The organism is Phaeodactylibacter xiamenensis (assembly GCF_965229835.1).
Taxonomy (GTDB): Bacteria; Bacteroidota; Bacteroidia; order Chitinophagales; family Saprospiraceae; genus Phaeodactylibacter; species Phaeodactylibacter xiamenensis.
Genome location: NZ_OZ245931.1, coordinates 1,864,708 through 1,883,204, shown reverse-complemented (window position 1 = coordinate 1,883,204; position 18,497 = coordinate 1,864,708). Strand labels below are relative to the sequence as shown.

Genomic DNA, 18,497 nt, shown 5'->3' with positions numbered 1-18,497 from the left:
TTTACTCTACAGTAGAAATTTTGAAAGGCACAGCCACATCTGCCCACCGCATGGTGACCATATCGCTGCCCACTTCAAATTCCAGCATCTCTGCATTTTCTTCCAGGGCTTCCGGTGCCACTTCCACCCGGAGGGCATCCATGCTTTCGTCATAGTCGTAGGCACCCCACTGCTCCGCTTCCTTATTGAAGATAACCGTCCAGGTTTCCTTGTTGGGAATGGTAAACAACGCATAAGTGCCGGCAGGCAGCGCCTCGCCTTCCACCATGACCTCCTCGCTCACGGTGATGGTAGTCGCCTCATTGGCACCGGTACGCCAGATGTTGCCGTAAGGTATGAGGTCGCCAAAAATGGTACGGCCACGTACCGACGGGCTGCCATAGCTGACTGTTACGGTAGCAGAGCCAATTTCGCCTTCCGCAGTGCGGGGCGGGCTTTTGCGGGTGGATTTGTCTTCTTTTGGTTCTTCCTCCGTCACGGTTTCTTCCGTAGCGGTGGAATCAGTAGCAGAACCGGCATCGCCTGAGTCGGTACCGGTACCCCCGCAACTTGCAAAGGCGAAGCCAAAGGCCAGGGCAAATAGTAAATGCTTCATGCTCATAATGTGGATAGATTGAATTGTTAAAAACCTAAAATTACATTTTCTTGTCCGCATGTCAGAGTAATGCAAAAATCAGAGGTAGTGTTCAAGCTGCGTGGCAGGTACTTGGAAATTTTCTTTTGCCAAAATTATTGCACCGCATGCCGGGGTTGCTTATATTTGCGTTCCCGGAAAAGAAAGGAAGTCCTAAAAGGGAATTTCAGTTTTCGGAAAACAATAAGAGCGGGATGTAGCTCAGCCCGGTTAGAGTGCACGTCTGGGGGGCGTGAGGCCGGAGGTTCGAATCCTCTCATCCCGACAACACAAAAGGTCATTTCGCAAAGCGAAATGGCCTTTCGTCGTTTAGGCCCGTTGCGAACACATTCGCATAAGGGCCTAAACGACGAAAGGCTAAACCAAGGGTTGACCTTTTGTGTTGTCATTTCCCACCTGAGGAAGGGCGCAGCCCATCCGCCCGTCAAATGCAGTTTATAATTAGGTGAGGGCTTGAAGTAGGTTTTCTCAGTTGTCGGATAAGGTGTCGTTTTTCCACCGTGGCAGAATCGATGACCTTCACTCCATCTCATTCCCCATCCCCCGTACCCAGTGCAAAAGCAACCGGCTTCAGCCCATCAACATGCTCAAACACTTTTTTTACCACACCGGTGATGGGGATGGCCAGGATGGACCCCGCGACGCCCCAGATCAGGCTGAAGCCGATAACGGTAGCAAAAGTCGCCAGTGGGTTGAGGTTGACTTCCCGGCTCATGATCCATGGAGTAAGGACGTTATTCTCCAATACCTGCGCCAGGGTCATTGTGCCAATAATGCCCAACAGCAGGGTGGTGGAGCCGCCGGTCGCTACGCCGAGCATCAGCGCAAAGAGGCCGCCAATAATGTTGCCAATATAGGGGATGATAGATAAAACCGCTGTTAGCAGAGCAACCGGGATGGCATACTGCAATCCGAAAACGAGGAAGCCAATGGCGTAAATCAGGGCAAGAATGCCAATGAGCAGCAGCCGGCCTGCAAGGTACTCTGAGGCGGTTTGGCGGGCGCTGTGCATGACCTCCCGGGCTTCTTGCCGCCTGGATTTGGGTACGAGATCGAGCGCCGCCTTGACCAGCCGCCGTTGTACCATCATGATAAAGACCATATAGACCAATGCAAAGATCAATCCGGTAAAAAAAGAGAATAAAGAGCCCAAAAAGCCCCCAACCATATTCGCAATGGCTGACTGTTGCTGGGCTAGTTTGTCTTTAGCTTTTTGGATCCGTTCTTCAGAGGCAATACCAATGTTTTTTATGACAAACTGCTCGGCCTTATGCTGCTGTTCGGCGAGTTGCTCCTGTATCTTGGGCCAGTCTTTGACCAGAGACCGCGTTTGCATCACCATTACGCCGCTCAAAATTCCTAAGGCTAAAATGAAGAGGAAAAGAGAGAGCCCGATACTGGCCCATCGGGGCATGCCTCTTTTTTCGGCCCACGAGGCCAAAGGGTGAAAAATCATAGCGAGTAAAATTCCAAAGGCGAGGGGGATCAGAAATCCGCTGCCGTAGTATAGTATGGCAACCGTCAATGCTATGATCAATAGAATGGCTGCTGTTTTTTGAGGCTTCATGGTTTGCGGGGTACAGGGGTTAATAAATAAGGTTTTTAGTTTTCATTCGGCTCATTTTTGCAACCTTTCGGACCGGTAGAAGTTCGAAGGGGAGGCTATCAAAAACAAAGCCCAGCCGAAGCGGCTGAGCTCTCGTCCTGCTCGGTTTTCCATTGATTTTTTGGGGTCAGAATATCCTGACTAATGGCTCAACGGAAGATAAAACCGGCATACTATACATGGTCATGGGAAAGGTCTTAATTCAATGCATCTGCCATAGCGTCTGCCCGCTCCAAATCGGATTTGATCTGATCGCGCTGACGCAGGACCATCGTTTTAGTGGAGGCAGGCCAGGAGGTGTTTTCCAGTAGTTTGTTGTAGGTCTTGAGGCTGTTCTTTTCGCCGCGTACACATTCTTCGAATACAGCTTCCTCGTCGTTGGAGGACAGTGCGGATTTGATATCGATCCAGCTGTGGTGCAGGCTGCCTTTGACGGTGGTTTCCCGCTTCGCAGAACCGCCAAGGGTGATAATCTCCTGTGTGATGGCTTCGATGAAGGCTTGTCGTTGGACTACCTTGTCGGTCAGGTAAGATTCAAGGATAGACTGCTCAACGTCAGAGCGTGCCTTCTCGTAGCCCTGCCGGGCATCTACATTTTGCTGCAGCAAATCATTTAGCGCATCAATCACTTCTTGTGGGTTGGTCATATCATTTGATTTTTGGTGAAATAGTGTGCCTGTTACACGCAGGAGCCAGTCCGGATGTTCGTTGCCATTCGCAAAAATAAAAAGCGGGGCTGCCTACCAGGTTGGTAAGCAGCCCCGCTCAGGCTATAGTTGGAGAAGTTTATAAAAACTGCTCAACCGGCGTGAATTCCAGCCCGAAGGCATCCGCCACGCCTTTGTACACTACTTTTCCGTCAATAACATTCAGGCCCTTTTTGAGGGGCTCGTTGTCTTTGCAAGCCTGCTTCCAGCCTTTATTAGCCAGTTGGATGGCGTAAGGCAGGGTCGCGTTGGTCAGGGCAATAGTAGAAGTGTAAGGTACCGCACCAGGCATGTTCGCCACACAGTAGTGCACCACATCATCAATGATGAAGGTTGGGTTTTCGTGCGTGGTCGGCTTGCAGGTTTCGATACAGCCGCCCTGATCTACGGCAACGTCTACAAGGACCGTGCCCGGGATCATATCTTTAAGCATATCACGGGTAATCAGGTTTGGTGCCTTGGCGCCGGCAATGAGTACGCCACCAACGATAAGGTTGGCCTGCTTGATATGCCTGCGGATGTTCATTTCGTTGCTGTACACTGTGTTGACATTAGCGGGCATCACATCAGCCAGGTAGCGCAGGCGGTCGAGATTGATATCCATAATGGTGACCTGCGCACCGAGCCCGGCTGCCATTTTAGCTGCTTGTGTACCGACTACGCCACCGCCCAGAATGAGCACACGGCCCGGTTCCACGCCCGGTACACCGCCCAGCAATACGCCGGAACCGCCCAATGGCTTTTCCAGAAACTTAGCGCCTTCCTGAATAGCCATACGGCCAGCTACTTCAGACATAGGGACCAGAAGCGGGAGGCTGCCGTTGGGGTTCTCCACTGTCTCGTATGCCAGGCATGTAGCTCCGCGATCGATCATCGCTTTAGTCAGCGGCTCGTAGGACGCAAAGTGGAAGTAAGTGAACAGCAGCTGATCCTTTTTGATCAGGTTGTATTCCTGCTCGATAGGCTCTTTTACCTTCATGATCATTTCGGCTTTTTCATAAACCGCTTCGATGCTCGGTAAAAGTTGTGCTCCGGCAGCCGTGTATTCATGGTCTTCGAAGCCGCTGCCCAATCCGGCAGTGGTCTGAACGTAAACCTCGTGGCCGCGCTTGGTCAGCTCCATGGCACCGGCCGGCGTAAGGGCCACCCGGTTCTCATTGTTCTTAATTTCCTTAGGGACACCAATGATCATAATCGCTAAGTTTTTGCTTTCTGGTTAGGGAATCTAAAATGCAGCGCAAAAATAGTCAAAGTGGCGATATTCTTGCACCTTGGAGCAGATTTCCGGTGGCGAAAACGATCTTTCTCCGAAGTTGGTCTGCAGGCAGGGCAAGCTACACGAAAACGGGGGTGTCAGAAACAGGCATAACGCCCTTTTTCATAGCGACTTTAAACAAGTGCTGAACCGCCGCTCTGCCTCGTTCGCCCAAATCACGGGTGTAGTGGTTGACGTACAGGTTGATGTGTTTATACATGACCGCTTCTTCCATTTCCTGGGCATACTGCCGTACAAAATCTCTGGGCGCATCAGGGTGGTCTAATGCATAGGCTACACTTCGGGCCAGCACGCGGTCCACTTTGTGTTGCACCGCTTCCGGTAAGTCCCGGCGTACCACAATGCCGCCGAGGGGAATAGGCAGGCCGGAGGTTTCCTCCCAGTAGTCGCCCAGGTCCATTAGCTTGACCAGCCCTTTGTCCTGATAGGTGAAACGGTTTTCGTGAATAATCAGCCCTGCATCCACACTGCCCTGAAGGACAGCATTTTCGATGTCTGAAAAGAGCATTGCTGTACGCTGTTGCGCCTTTGGGAAAGCGAGGCTTAGCAAAAAGTTGGCGGTGGTATACTGTCCGGGAATGGCAATATGCGCGGTATCGATTTCGTCAGGTGTGAGCGGCTTTTTGGCGATGAGCAGCGGGCCGACTTTTTCACCCAGGGCACTGCCTGCATGCAGTAGTGCATAGTGGGGTAGGAGGTGGGCAAAGGCGTGGTAGCTGAGTTTGGTGATGTGCAGCTCGTGGCGGAAGGCCATTTCATTGAGCGCCTCCACATCTTCGATAACCGGCTGAAAGCTCAGCCCTTCGGTATCGACCTTGCCGTGCAGCAGGGCATCAAATATGAAAGTATCATTGGGGCAGGGAGAAAATCCGAGTGAGAGTTGCATAAAACAGGGCAGCTTTTGTTTCGCTTTACAGAACGACAAAGCTGCCCTGTTGGTTGCAAGCGGTTAACGTAGGGCACGCGACTTTTTTCCAACAGCAATAACAGCAAGGGCGAGCACTAACATCGTTGTAACCGGCATGAGCATCAGTTTTGAGATCGTTAAAATAGTTGTGTTCCAAATTCATTATGCCCAGACAGGCACGGGGTTGGAAAGGGTTGGGCAAAAATGAAAAAAAGATATCGTTTTTTCTGTAGCACAGTATAGTTGGGGAGATTTAAGGTCTGTTGTGGCTTGTTTATCAGGGGATTGTGTACCAATCGGGCAGGTATTTTTTTTTGGATGATGCCAAATTGACAGCTGGGCTGGCAAAGAGGTGCCAAGGTGGCGCATTTAGGTGTTTGGTACATCATTTGAAGTTAAATTGCTGTTCAATTCCTGTAGGGAAGATTTTAAAGCATACAACTCAACGATAGATGAACCTCAATAATTTCACCATCAAGGCTCAGGAAGCCGTGCAGCACGCGCAGCAGATCGCTATGCAGGAGCAGCATCAGGCGATTGAGCCGGCCCACCTGCTAAAGGGTATCCTTCAGGTGGATGAGAACGTGACGCCTTTTGTGCTCAAGAAGCTGGGTGTCAATTTCGACAATATTAAGAAGGCAACGGACAGCATCATTCAATCCTACCCGAGTGTCAGTGGCGGCAGTCAGTACCTGTCCCGCACCGCTACGGAGGTGTTGCAAAAGGCGAATACTTACCTCAAGGACTTTGGGGACGAATTCGTCGCTCTGGAACATATCCTCCTGGCGCTGCTGGGTGTTAAAGACAGCACCACGCAAATGCTCAAAGATGCGGGCATCACCGAAAAGGCATTGAAAGCGGCCATTGAGGAGCTTCGCAAGGGCAAGCGCGTCACCACCCACAGTGCCGAGAACAGCTACAACGCCCTGGGCAAATACGCCGTCAACCTCAACGAAATGGCACGCAACGGCAAACTCGACCCGGTAATCGGCCGGGAGGATGAAATCCGCCGCGTGCTGCATATCCTGGCCCGCCGTACCAAAAACAACCCCATACTGATCGGCGAGCCTGGCGTAGGTAAAACGGCAATTATCGAAGGGCTGGCCCACCGCATCGTGGATGGAGATGTGCCGGAAGACCTGCGTGATAAAGACATCTTTTCCCTGGATATGGGCGCGCTGATTGCCGGGGCCAAGTATCAGGGCGAATTTGAGGAGCGCCTCAAGTCTGTGATCAACGAAGTCAAAACGGCTGAGGGGCAGATTTTCCTCTTCATTGATGAGATTCATACTCTGGTTGGTGCTGGTAAGGGGCAGGGCGCAATGGATGCTGCCAATATCCTGAAGCCTGCTCTGGCGAGGGGCGAGCTGCGCGCCATCGGTGCCACCACCCTTAATGAGTACCAAAAATACTTTGAGAATGACAAAGCACTGGAACGCCGTTTCCAAACCGTTCTGGTGGACGAACCGGGCGTGGATGATGCCATTTCCATCCTGCGTGGTCTGAAGGAACGGTATGAGACGCACCACAAAATCAACATCAAAGACGATGCCGTAGTCGCCGCCGTACAGCTATCGCACCGCTACATCACCGACCGGCACTTGCCTGATAAAGCCATTGACCTGGTAGACGAAGCTGCTGCCAAACTCCGGCTGGAAATGAACTCCATGCCCGAAGAACTCGACGAAGTGGAGCGCCGGATCCGTCAGCTCGAAATTGAGCGGGAAGCCATGCGCCGGGAAAACGACGAACTTAAAATCAGCAGTATCAACGAGGAACTGGCTAACCTCGAAGAAGACCGCAATGCGCTGAAGGCACAGTGGGAGAGTGAGCGGGAGGTCATCCTTGGTGTACAGCAAGCCAAAGAGGAAATCGAACGCCTAAAACAGGAAAGCGCCCGTGCAGAACGGGAAGGCAATTACACCGATGCTGCCGAAATCCGCTATGGCCGCATTCCTGAAGTCGAACAGCAACTGGAAGATTACACACAGCGCCTGCAGGACATGCAAGCCAACAACAAGCTGCTGGTCAAGGAAGAGGTGGATGCAGAGGATATCGCGGAGATCGTCAGCCGCTGGACGGGCGTGCCGGTAACGCGTATGCTGCAGAGCGAGCGCGAGAAACTCCTTCACCTGGAAGAAGACCTGCACAAACGGGTCGTCGGGCAGGACGAAGGTGTGGAAGCCGTTGCCGATGCCATACGCCGTAGCCGTACCGGTCTGAGCAACGAACGCCGCCCCATCGGTTCCTTCCTCTTCCTGGGGACTACCGGTGTAGGTAAAACGGAGCTGGCTAAAGCACTGGCCGAATACCTCTTTGATGATGAAGACCTGCTGACCCGGATCGATATGAGCGAGTATCAGGAGCGGCATGCGGTCTCCCGTCTGGTAGGTGCGCCTCCGGGATACGTGGGCTACGATGAAGGCGGTCAGCTGACGGAAGCAGTGCGCCGCAAGCCCTACAGCGTGGTCCTGCTGGATGAGATCGAAAAAGCCCATCCGGATACCTTCAATATCCTCCTGCAGGTGCTCGAAGATGGCCGCCTGACGGATAGCAAGGGCCGCGTGGCGGATTTCAAGAACACCATCATCATCATGACTTCCAATATGGGCTCCAATATCATTCGCGAGAACTTTGCGAATATGGTGCCCGGAGACGAAGAGCTGGTAATTGAGGATACCCGGGAACAAGTCTTCGAATTACTCAAGCAAAGCGTACGCCCGGAATTCCTAAACCGGATTGACGAGACGATCATGTTCCGTCCGCTTTCCCGTACCGATATCGGACAAATTGTCGACTTGCAACTGGAAGAGCTGCGTGCCAACCTGGCCAAGCAGCAGATACAGCTGACCATCGCGGATGAAGCGAAAAAGTGGCTGGCTGACAAAGGATACCATCCTGAATTTGGTGCCCGGCCGCTGAAGCGGGTCATTCAGAAGAAGGTCCTCAACGAGCTGTCCAAGCAGATGCTGATGCAAAAAGTGATGCCGGACAGCACCGTGGTCCTCGATGTTTTTGATGACAAAATCGTATTCCGGCAGCCCATCAAGGAAGAAGAATTGATGGCGTAAGAAAAGTGTTTGAAACAGAAAGTCCCGGTGGCCGTAATGCTTGCCGGGGCTTTTTCTGTTGTACCTATTCGTACTCCATCATTTCGAGTTGGGCGAGTTCCCAGACCTCAATGGCATCTTCCAGTGCGGCCTTCAGGTCGGCATGCTTTTTGGTGATCTCCGCGGCGTCATCCTGCATGTAAAACTCCGGGTTAGACATGACCTTCTCCACCGCTTCGATTTCTTCCTCAATTTTCTCCACTTTCTTTTCGGCATTGGAAATGGCGCGCTGCAGGCGTTTGCGCTCTTCGTAGCTCAGCTCTTTTTTGGGCGGTGCTTCTGCGATGGCCGTTTTGGGTTTACCGGAGGACTGACTGATTTCCACATCCCGCATATTGTCGAGCTGCCGCTTTTCCAGGAAGTAGTTGACATCGCCCAGGTGCTCGTGCAGTTTCCGGTCGCGGAACTCCAGGGTGCGGTCTGTAAGTCCAGCGAGGAATTCCCGGTCGTGGGAAACGACAATCAGGGTGCCATCGTAGTCTTTGATGGCCTGTTTGAGTACATCTTTGGAGATAATATCCAGGTGGTTGGTCGGTTCGTCCAGCACCAGCAGGTTGAAAGGGCGCAGCAGCAGGCAAGCCAGGGCAAGGCGTGCGCGCTCTCCGCCTGAAAGTACAGATACTTTCTTATCCGCATCCTCTCCACTGAACATAAATGCACCGAGGATACTCCGCAGCTGAGTGCGCATTTCAGCGGGCGCGTAGTTTTCCATGGTTTCCAGTACCGTCAGCTTGGCGTGCAGGCTGTCAGATTGATTCTGGGCGTAGTAGCCGATTTCAACGTTATGGCCCAGTTGCAATTCGCCCCCGGTCAGGGTCAGTTCGTTGACGATGATCTTAGCCAGGGTGGTCTTGCCCTGCCCGTTTTGCCCCACGAAAGCCACACGGTCGCCCCGGTCCAGCTTAAGGTCCACTTTGTCGAGCACGTTCAGGCTGCCATAGCTTTTGGACAGGTTTTTGGCCTCCAGGGCGACCTGCCCGGACCGTGGTGCCGGCGGAAAGCGGAGGTTCATAGCGGCGGTATCGAACTGTTCGACCTCGATGCGCTCAATTTTGTCGAGCTGTTTTTGCATGGACTGCGCCATCTTGGTCTTGGTCGCCTTCGCCATAAACCGGTTGATGGTCCGCTCTTTATCCGCAATGACCCGCTGCTGGTTTTCATAAGCCGCCAGCTGTTGTTCGCGCCTTTCCTTGCGGAGGTCCACATACTCGCTGTAGGCCGCTTTGTAGTCGTAGATTTTGCCGAGTTCGACCTCAACCGTTCTTCTGGTGACGTTGTCGAGAAATTGCTTATCGTGGGAAATCACGATGACCGCACCGGCGTAATCCTTCAGGAATTTTTCCAGCCAGATGATGGATTCGATATCCAGGTGGTTGGTCGGTTCGTCCAGCAGGAGGTAGTCGGGGCGCTGCAGCAGCATTTTCGCCAGCTCGATCCGCATTTGCCAACCGCCGCTGAATTCATCGGTCAGGCGGTCCATATCGGAAGCTTTGAAGCCCAGGCCGGTGAGTACGCGCTCGGCATCCGCCTCCATGGTCTGACCGCCCAGGAGTTGGAAGCGGTCGTTGACTTCGGCGAAATTTTCGAGCAGCTTCATGTAAGAATCACTTTCGTAATCCGTACGGGTCGCCATTTCATCATTTAATTCGGCAATTTGCTTTTCCAGTTGGCGCACCTCGTCAAAAGCGGTGAGGGTTTCTGCCATCACCGTTTTACCTTTTGGCAGGCTCATTTCCTGATGCAAAAAGCCCAGCGTGCTGCCGGAAGGCCGGTCGACGTTGCCATCATGCGGTGACATATAGCCGGCGATAATCTTGAGCAGGGTGGATTTGCCGGCGCCATTTCGGCCCACCAGGCCCACCTTGTCCCGCTCCACAATAACCAGGTTAACCCGGTCGAGGAGCGTACGGTCCCCGTATTTGACAAAAACATTATTGATGTTGATCATATCCTTTGCGCTTTGTGGGTGCGGCCCTGCCTTCTCTCCATTATCGACTCCACCGCTGTGCCATTTGCCGCAAAGGTAAGAAATACGTGTGACCTTTGTCACCCTGCAAATGGCTCTATGCCCTTAACTTTAACCAAAATTTGAATACTATGTCAGGTAGCTGGGGCACTTACATCGTTCTGTTTTTGATCCTCGCGCACTTTGTGGTGGGATTCGCATTCTTAGTCAAAAAACTAAGCGGGCCGGTAAAAGAAAAACAGCCGACAGAAGAAGAGGAAACAGCCGAAGTCCGCTAATACATCTGAATTCTTTCTATTTTTGGGGTAAATTGCCAGTGTAAACTGTATGCTGATGAACTCCCCAATGCCGAATTATCTACTACTCCTGTTTTGCCTGCTTGGTGCACAACTCTCTGCCCAGAGCGTAGTGATCAACAATAATTCCTGTAATATCGGGCTCAACCTGAAAGACGGTGGCTGCGACCCCAGTCTTAATGTTATTCCTGATCCTGACGAGATTGTCATCAATGTGAATGGTGCACCCGGGACTGCTCTCGGTGTAGATGTTGCCCTGCAGGAAGTGCAGCTTATCATTCGCCACACCTGGGCTAATGACCTTGAAATGACCCTGCGGTCGCCTGCCGGAATTGATGTCCCACTTTCGTTTGATAATGGTGCAGGCGATGACAATTACGGAAATCCGGATGCGCCGGACTGCGCAGAGCCCGCCCGCTTTACGATGAGCAGCTGTGTGCCGGTATCGGCATCTGTGCCTCCATTTACCGCCGAAACCATCCGGCCCGAAGGCAGCCTTTATGATTTCAATGACGGTACCACTGACCCCAACGGTCTTTGGGAGCTCATTATCTGCGATGATGCGGAAGGGGATATCGGCCGCCTCGAATTTGTCAATCTGGTGTTTGCCCCATTGAATTGCCAGCCTGTGGAGACCGTGGAGGTTGTCGATTCCGACACGACTACAGTTGTTTTGAACTGGTTACCGGAAACCAGCTGCGGGACGACCTTACTGGAATACGGGCCCATTGGCTTTGCGCCGGGCGGTGGTGCCACAGCGGGCGGGGGTACATTGGTGTCGTACACGGGCTGCCCACCTTTTATGCTAATGGGGCTGGATGCGGAGACGGACTACGAGCTTTATGTGCGCAAGGTATGCGGTGGAGGGGTATCTGAAAATTCCTGCCCGGTTACTTTTTCCACAGGCTGTAATCCGCCAGGGCTTACCTTTTCCACTGGCTTTGAATCAGAAGGCTTATGCGGTACCCTTTGCAATACAGAGTGCCCGCTAACAGGTATTTGGCAGAACAGCCAACAAAATGATTATGACTGGCTGGTGGCAACGGGGCCTACGGTTACCTTTGGCACCGGTCCTGAATCAGGTGCCGATGGCTCTGCGCAGTACGTTTACCTGGAAGCTTCCGGGAACAATTGTAGTGCGGGCAAGACCGCTATATTGGAGTCAGAGTGTATTATTTTGGATAAGCAAGGGACCGATACCTGCCATTTTTCCTTTCAGTATCATATGTTGGGAGAGGGCATTGGCAGCCTCACCCTGCAAGCTTCCGGCGATGGTGGTTTCAACTGGACCTCCCTTTGGTCGCGTTCCGGCGCCCAGAGCCCCGATTGGCAAAAAGTCTACATCGGGCTAAGCGATTTTGAGGATGGCGATACTCTGCGCCTGCGTTTTGTAGGGCAGGAAGGCAGTAATACGCGAGGAGACATTGCGCTGGATAACCTGCAATTTTACGGGGCTACACTTCTTGGAGCCCCCGGCTTCACCTTTTACGTCGATGCGGATGGCGATGGCTATGGAGATGATAACCAACCGGTTTTCACCTGCTTGAGTACTGCACCCGAAGGCTTTGTTGCTGCAGGTGGCGATTGCAATGATAATAACCCGGCAATCAACCCCGGAGCAGAGGAAATCGCCTGCAATGGTCTGGATGAAAACTGTAATGGTATGGGCGATGATCCACTGCTGCCGCCGCCCACGGTGGTGCACGATACGATTTGTTCAGGGCAGCCGGCCCTGCTTAGGGTGTCTTCCAGTTTGAGCAACAGCCTCTTTTTTTGGTACCCTGCTGCTGATGCTACCAACTTTATAGGTTTCGGACCAGCTTTTTCGCCTACCCAACTGCTGGTCAATAATGGGCCTGAGCCGGTAGTTTACACCTACTACGTGGAAGAGCGCAACCTTACTTGTATCTCTGCCCAACGGGCTCCTGTTTATGTAGTGGTCAATCCTACGCCGAACCTTGCCCAGCAAACCACTCCGGAGGTATGCCCGGAGGATTCCCTTAATCTGGAGAGTATCATTTTCAATGATGCCAACTTTACAGGCAGCAATATTACCTTCCACACCGGCAGCCCGGCTACTCCTGCTAATCAGCTGGCTGACCCTGTGATTGCCTCCATGGTGGGGAGTAGTTTTTATTTTAAGGCGACCGCTGATTTTGGCTGTTCGGATGAGGGCCAGGTACAAATCGATTTTAAGCCCGGCCCGGCCCTGACTTTCCTGCCTTCGGATTCTATGGTGCTTTGCCGGGAGACGACTGCCACCCTGTCTGTACAGGCCACTGGAGGCAATCAGCCCTATACCTACCAATGGGGGAATGGGGCGTCGGGTGCATCCATTGAGGTGGACGCAGGTTTTCAGGCGGGCGTAACGCAAACCTATCCGGTTACCATCACGGATGTGGAGGGGTGCTTTAGCGTAGGTAGCGCCCGGGTAAGGACTATTGTAAGCATTGATTCGTTGCGAAGCTTTGTTACGGATGTTAGTACCTGCGATGGGACCGATGGTGCAATCACGCTGGTGCCCCTCTCCGGAGAACCGCCCTACGACTACAGCTGGGAAGGGGCCAACGGAGTAGCTGGAAATGCTTCTGCCGTTTCGGATACTCTGGTGGTCGGTAACTTGCCACAAGGGAACTACCGGGTCTCCATCACAGATAGCTCAGTAGAGGGCTGTCAGCTGATCATCCGTTCGGTGTTGGTCAACGGGCCCGGTGCTGCCGTACAGGAGATTGGTGTGAATGACGTGAGCTGTCCCGGCAGCGGGGATGGGGAAATCTGCCTGACCGTATCTGCCGGCAGCCCGGTTTTCGAGTGGAGCAATGGCGGCGCTTCTGCCTGCCTTGAGGACCTTCCGGGTGGCTTTTACAGCGTTACCGTTACCGATGGGGATTGCCAGACAATTATAGATAGTATCGAGGTCAAAGCAGCAACACCACTGCAGCTGAACTTTGATGGTATTTCGCCCAGCTGTGCAGCGGCTGCGGATGGTGCCATCACAGCCACCGCTTTCGGTGGTACGCCTCCCTATAGTTATTTGTGGAGCAATAATATCAACTTTCCCAATCCCTTCAATCTCTCCGCCGGAACTTACACCCTGACCCTGACCGATAGCAAAGACTGTCAACTGGTGGAAAGCTTTGAGCTGGAAGCCCCTGCGCCTCTTGAATTGGAGTTGCAGTTCCGTCAGGACATGTCGTGTGCGGGCCAGGAAGACGGGCGCCTGCTGGTTGGAAGCAATGGAGGTACTCCCCCTTACCATTACGAATGGGCGGACGGTAGCGATTCGCGCCTGCGGGTGAACCTGAGCGCGGGCAGTTATAGCGTGACGGTCACCGACTTTCAGGGGTGTACAGCGAGTGCTGCTTACCTGATTCAGGAGCCGTCTCCGTTAGCACTCACACTCATTGATACGGATAATCCCACCTGCGTTGGAGAGAAAAACGGCTCGATTACAGTGAGCGGGAGTGGAGGGAATCCGCCTTATGTCTACGCCTGGAGTGAAACCGGAGCCGACAGTACGCTTAGCAACCTTGCTATTGGAACTTACTTTGCGTACCTGACCGATGCTAATGCCTGCCCGGGAGATACGCTGGAAGTTATTCTGGAGGCTACTTCAGAACCTGATTTCACCGCTGAAGTTGTACAACCCTTTTGCGAAGGGCTGGAAACCGGAAGAGTGACGCTCAATCCACAGGGCGTACCTCCGTATCAATACACCTGGAGTACCGGCGCCACTACGAATGAGATTGACGATTTGCCGGTAGGTGTTTACAGCGTGCAGGTGGAAGACGGGCAGGGATGCCTGTACGATACGACCTTTGTAATTGAAGCCCCTCAGTTATTCGGCAGTGCGATCAACGTTGTACAGCCTGCCTGCGATAATACAATGGATGGGCTGATCAACGTTACAGCCACCCAAAATTCCGGTACGCCCTCCATCCTGCCGCCTATTCAATACCGTTGGAATGATGGTATAATTGGTCCGAACCGGATTGGGATTGGTGATGGTGATTATGTTGTATCCATTTCAGATGGACGTGGGTGTGAGCTCATCAGCGATACGATCCCCATTGTAAGCCCGCAACCCCTGGAGATTGGTTTGGAAGGATTCGGGCCCATTGCCTGCCGGGGTGATTCTACTGGTTTTATTGAGGTAGATACCCGTGGCGGGACTCCGCCCTATGGATACAGCTGGATTGGAACGGATGTGGAGACAGAGGACATTTTTAATATTCCGGCAGGCGCCTATCGTTTGGTGGTAGATGATGCGAATGCCTGTTCCTATGATACAACCTTCATACTGAGCGAGCCGCCTGCCCTGAGTGTTGCCATTGCCGTGGAAGCAGAGGATATCTGTGAAGGTGGGCAGGTGGAGCAGCTTCAGGCAGTTGTGAGTGGAGGCGTGCCTGGCTACGAGTATCATTGGAGTAATGGTATGGATCAGCCACAGATTCCTGATCCTGTACCGGCAGACTACAGCCTGACCGTTGTCGATGCCAATGGCTGTGAGCGGGAAGCTTTGCCGGTCAAGGTCAAAGCTTTCACTGCTGCTTTTGAGTTGGATACCTTTTATACAGTGGATGTGAGCTGTAATGGTCAGGGCGATGGTTGTGCGGTAGCCCGGGTAGCTGGTGGCTCCTCCAATTATCAGTTCCACTTTAGCAATGGGTATATTGAGGTGACGGACACTAATACCGTCTCTGTTTGCAACCTCAGCCCGGGCAACTATCGGGTGACGGTAACCGACTTGTCCACGGGGTGTAATGAAAAATCCCCTCTTACTGCGCTGCAACAACCTGAGCCTTTATCCCTCACCCGGGATAGTATTCGGATGGTGGACTGCTTCGGGGACTCAACCGGTGGGGTATTCACGACCACATCAGGAGGCACGGCGCCCTATTTCTATTCGTGGTTCAACAGCAACAACGATGTCTTTGAGCCTGTTGCGGACTTGACCGGAGTGCCTGCCGGAACTTACACAGGCGTAGTCATTGACGAACGGGGCTGTACGGATGCGGTGAACGCCATGGTCACCAACGCTCATCCACTGATTACGGCAACAGTCATGGATATTGATCCGGTACCTTGTAAGGGAGACCTCGCCGGGAGCATTGACCTGAATGTGGCCGGTGGTGTACAGCCTTATATGTATTCGTGGAGCAATGGCCTGATGACTACTGATTTAAATGGAGTGGCAGCGGGCAGCTATACTTTGACAGTGACGGACCAAAAAGACTGCCACCGTGTTTTTGGCCCTTATGAGGTTGAGGAGCCGGAAGAGGCTTTGCTGCTGGACACGGTCCGCTTCGATACGGTCCAATGTTTTGGTGGTTCGGATGGGCACATCGCGGTGGACATAACCGGTGGTGTGCCCGGCTATGATTACGAATGGCTTTATGCCGGACAGTTATTGCCCTTCACCGGCGATAGCCTGGCTAACCGGCCGGCAGGTATGTACCAACTGAATGTCATAGACGATAACAACTGCCTGCGCACTTTTGAAATAGAATTACCGGAACCGGAACAGCTTACCGTTACGCTCAGTACGCTTAGTGATCCCTTCCGTGTATTGGGGCAGAGCATTGGGGGGACTCCGCCCTACACCTTCCTTTGGAGTACCGGTGCGAATACGGATACCATTGAGGTGCCTGTTTCCGCTATCTATACCCTTACCGTGACGGATGCTAATGGCTGCACCGCAACTGAAGAAGAGAATTTGGTGGAGGTACAGGCGCTGGAATGGATCGATGAGGTTCATCTGTTCCCTAATCCTGCTGACAGCTATATAGAGTTGGAAGGCAGGTTAAAAGTCCCTGGCCCGTTGACGCTGGCTATCGTGGATGTGACGGGCAAAATCCGTTATGAGCAAGCGTTGGGGCAGCAGCGCAATTTCCGCCAACGTATTGAAGTAGCGGACTGGCCGGCCGGCGCGTATTGGGCAATGCTTAAAATAAAGGGGCAGGCGATTTACGCTGCCCCCGTTATGATTATTCGATAATTTTAAAAGTAGTCCGCCGGTTAATCTGATGTTCTTCCTCCGTACAACGGTTGCAGATGCAATCGGCCTCGGGCTCGCTTTCCCCGTAGCCAAAGGCAACGAGCCGCCCCGGGTCAATACCTAGCGAAATCAGGTAATCCACTGCGGCTTGTGCACGGCGCTGGGCAAGATCCTGATTGTACCGGGAGCTGCCCCGGCAGTCGGTATGTGAGCCCAGCTGAATACGGATGTCCGGGTTGAGCTCCAGGTTGCGGGCCAGGTCATTAAGCGTTGGCTGGGCATCTTCTCGGATGTTGGCTTTGTCGAAATCGTAGTAAATGTTCTCCAGCCGGATTTCCTTATCCAAAAAGATGCGGTCCAGTACGATTTCTATTTCGAATTCCTGTACGGGGTTATTGGGGTCGCGCCCGATACCACGGGTGGAGAAGGCGGCGTCGTTTTTCAGGTAGCCTTCTTTGGCTGCCAGGAACGTGTAGTCGGCTTCTTCTTCCAGCTCCAGCTCAAACATGCCATCTTCTCCGACGGTCACTTCCTCCTTGCGGGGGCCAAACTGTATCTGCACGGTAGAACCAGGCAACGGTTTGCGGCCGAGCACCACGCTGTTCGGGTCAGTGGGCACCTCGTATAGTTTTTCCAGGACAAAGCCTTTAAGCAATAGCTTGTATTCGATTTCTTTTGGAGGCTCTTCATCCTGTACGACCTCTTCCGGCGGCAGTTTCCGTTTGGTGAAACGGTAGATGTCATCATTCCCGATACCTTCCTCCCGCCGGGAAGTGAAATACCCGGAGTACAGCACATCCTCGTCTTGCCTGGGAGCATTGTAGTCAATGATGTACCCGAAATCATCAGAGCCAGAGTTGACCGGTGGTTTCAGGTTGTACGGAGAAGCCCAGCCCCGGCTTTGCAACTGGTAGGTTTTAAAAATATCGAGCCCGCCCATACCGGTATGCCCCCGGGAGGAGAAGTAGAGGGTATCCTTATCTACGAAAGGGAACATTTCATCGGCTTCGGTATTGATCACCCTCGTCATGAGTTGAGGAGGGCCCCAGGTGCCATCCGTTTGCCGCTCGCTGTAGTAAAGATCGTGCCCGCCCCAGCCATCGGGGTGATCGGCAGAGAAGTAAAGGCGCTGCCCATCTTCAGAAAGCGCCGGCCCGCCATAGTTGATGCCTTCTTCCATAAATGACAGAGGCTGTGGTATGCTCCAGCTGTTGCCACTTACTTCCGAACGCATGATCTTGCAATGGTCTGCATCCCATTTGCCGCCGCCGAAGCAGCGGGTGAAGTATACTTCAGTATAGTCGCTGTTGAAGATGGCCGTCCCTTCGTTATCTTCTGTATTGAGCGGGCCTGTGAAGTCAGAAACGGTATTGGATTCCAGGTCGACCAGGAAGAGGTCGGAAAAAGCGTTGCCGGTCCAGTTGTAGGTGTCATCGCCGGTGCTGTTTGCGCGGTCGGAAGTGATCACCAGCTGGTTGCCCTTGTAAAGCACAGGCGCATATTCCGCCCGGCTGGAATTAAAGCCCATGACTTCCACCTCGTACTCCGGGCGCAGGTCCTTCCAGCCCTGGGCGATCTGACAGGCGCTGATTTCCCGGCGGTATTCATAGGGGCTGCCAATTTCTATGCCCAGGTCTTTAAATGCCCGGGCGGCTTCATCGTAGCGTTCGGCTTGTTTCAACGCAAAGGCATACTCGCGCAGGGATTCCCACCCGTACTGATTGTCATAGGCAATTTTGTACCAGCGGATGGCGAGGTCGCTCTGATTGAGGTTTTTGTAAGCTTCGCCAATTTTAAAAGCAATGCGCCCTTTCTCAACGCGGCTTTTGGATTTTTCGTATTCTTTCTGGAGGAGTTCGAGTGCTACGGCATACTGCTTGACCTCGATCGCAGTCTGCCCATCCCTTACTTTTTCAGTGTAAGTACAGCTGCTGAGTGCCGCAAAAAGAAGCGCAAATAGAATATAGGAATACCGGATCATAGCTTTACTTGGATTT

General features: G+C 52.9%; 10 protein-coding genes and 1 tRNA gene. 4 read left to right on the top strand and 7 right to left on the bottom strand.

Annotation, left to right across the window (positions count from 1 at the left end):
• Nucleotide 1 precedes the first annotated feature (1 nt).
• Nucleotides 2-595 (bottom strand): DUF2911 domain-containing protein, encoded by a 594-nt coding sequence (locus ACO08I_RS06880; RefSeq protein ID WP_282779287.1) that lies wholly within the window; start codon nucleotides 593-595, stop codon nucleotides 2-4.
• Between the two features lie 229 nt (nucleotides 596-824).
• On the opposite strand from ACO08I_RS06880, the gene ACO08I_RS06875 reads away from it, so the two are divergent.
• A tRNA-Pro gene (locus ACO08I_RS06875) sits at nucleotides 825-899 on the top strand.
• A 264-nt stretch (nucleotides 900-1,163) separates the two neighbouring features.
• On the opposite strand, the gene ACO08I_RS06870 is transcribed toward ACO08I_RS06875, so the two are convergent.
• The 4 genes from ACO08I_RS06870 to ACO08I_RS06855 form a co-directional block, all read right to left on the bottom strand.
• The gene (locus tag ACO08I_RS06870) at nucleotides 1,164-2,201 is read right to left on the bottom strand and encodes an AI-2E family transporter (protein ID WP_282779291.1); all 1,038 of its coding nucleotides are present in this window, start codon (nucleotides 2,199-2,201) and stop codon (nucleotides 1,164-1,166) included.
• Between the two features lie 236 nt (nucleotides 2,202-2,437).
• On the bottom strand, nucleotides 2,438-2,887 hold the full coding sequence (locus ACO08I_RS06865; protein ID WP_282779292.1) for a ferritin-like domain-containing protein: 450 nt from the start codon (nucleotides 2,885-2,887) through the stop codon (nucleotides 2,438-2,440).
• Between the two features lie 139 nt (nucleotides 2,888-3,026).
• Complete coding sequence (ald, locus tag ACO08I_RS06860; RefSeq protein ID WP_282779293.1) at nucleotides 3,027-4,139, bottom strand: alanine dehydrogenase; 1,113 nt, start codon at nucleotides 4,137-4,139, stop codon at nucleotides 3,027-3,029.
• A gap of 142 nt (nucleotides 4,140-4,281) precedes the next feature.
• A complete protein-coding gene (locus ACO08I_RS06855; RefSeq protein ID WP_421948888.1) occupies nucleotides 4,282-5,109 on the bottom strand; it encodes a menaquinone biosynthesis family protein in 828 nt (275 codons plus the stop codon).
• A 473-nt stretch (nucleotides 5,110-5,582) separates the two neighbouring features.
• Here ACO08I_RS06855 and clpB point away from each other — a divergent pair, with 473 nt between their 5' ends.
• A complete protein-coding gene (clpB, locus tag ACO08I_RS06850; protein ID WP_421948887.1) occupies nucleotides 5,583-8,201 on the top strand; it encodes an ATP-dependent chaperone ClpB in 2,619 nt (872 codons plus the stop codon).
• A 64-nt stretch (nucleotides 8,202-8,265) separates the two neighbouring features.
• Here clpB and ACO08I_RS06845 read toward each other — a convergent pair whose 3' ends face one another.
• Nucleotides 8,266-10,188 carry an ABC-F family ATP-binding cassette domain-containing protein gene (locus ACO08I_RS06845; protein WP_282779296.1) on the bottom strand — a complete coding sequence of 641 codons (1,923 nt, stop codon included), beginning with the start codon at nucleotides 10,186-10,188 and terminating at the stop codon, nucleotides 8,266-8,268.
• A gap of 149 nt (nucleotides 10,189-10,337) precedes the next feature.
• On the opposite strand from ACO08I_RS06845, the gene ACO08I_RS06840 reads away from it, so the two are divergent.
• Together ACO08I_RS06840 and ACO08I_RS06835 are read left to right on the top strand one after the other, a co-directional pair.
• Complete coding sequence (locus tag ACO08I_RS06840) at nucleotides 10,338-10,484, top strand: hypothetical protein (RefSeq protein WP_282779297.1); 147 nt, start codon at nucleotides 10,338-10,340, stop codon at nucleotides 10,482-10,484.
• A gap of 55 nt (nucleotides 10,485-10,539) precedes the next feature.
• On the top strand, nucleotides 10,540-16,500 hold the full coding sequence (locus ACO08I_RS06835; protein ID WP_421948886.1) for a MopE-related protein: 5,961 nt from the start codon (nucleotides 10,540-10,542) through the stop codon (nucleotides 16,498-16,500).
• Here ACO08I_RS06835 and ACO08I_RS06830 read toward each other — a convergent pair.
• Nucleotides 16,490-18,481 carry an OmpA family protein gene (locus ACO08I_RS06830; RefSeq protein ID WP_421948885.1) on the bottom strand — a complete coding sequence of 664 codons (1,992 nt, stop codon included), beginning with the start codon at nucleotides 18,479-18,481 and terminating at the stop codon, nucleotides 16,490-16,492. The genes ACO08I_RS06835 and ACO08I_RS06830 overlap by 11 nt on opposite strands.
• Nucleotides 18,482-18,497 lie beyond the last annotated feature (16 nt).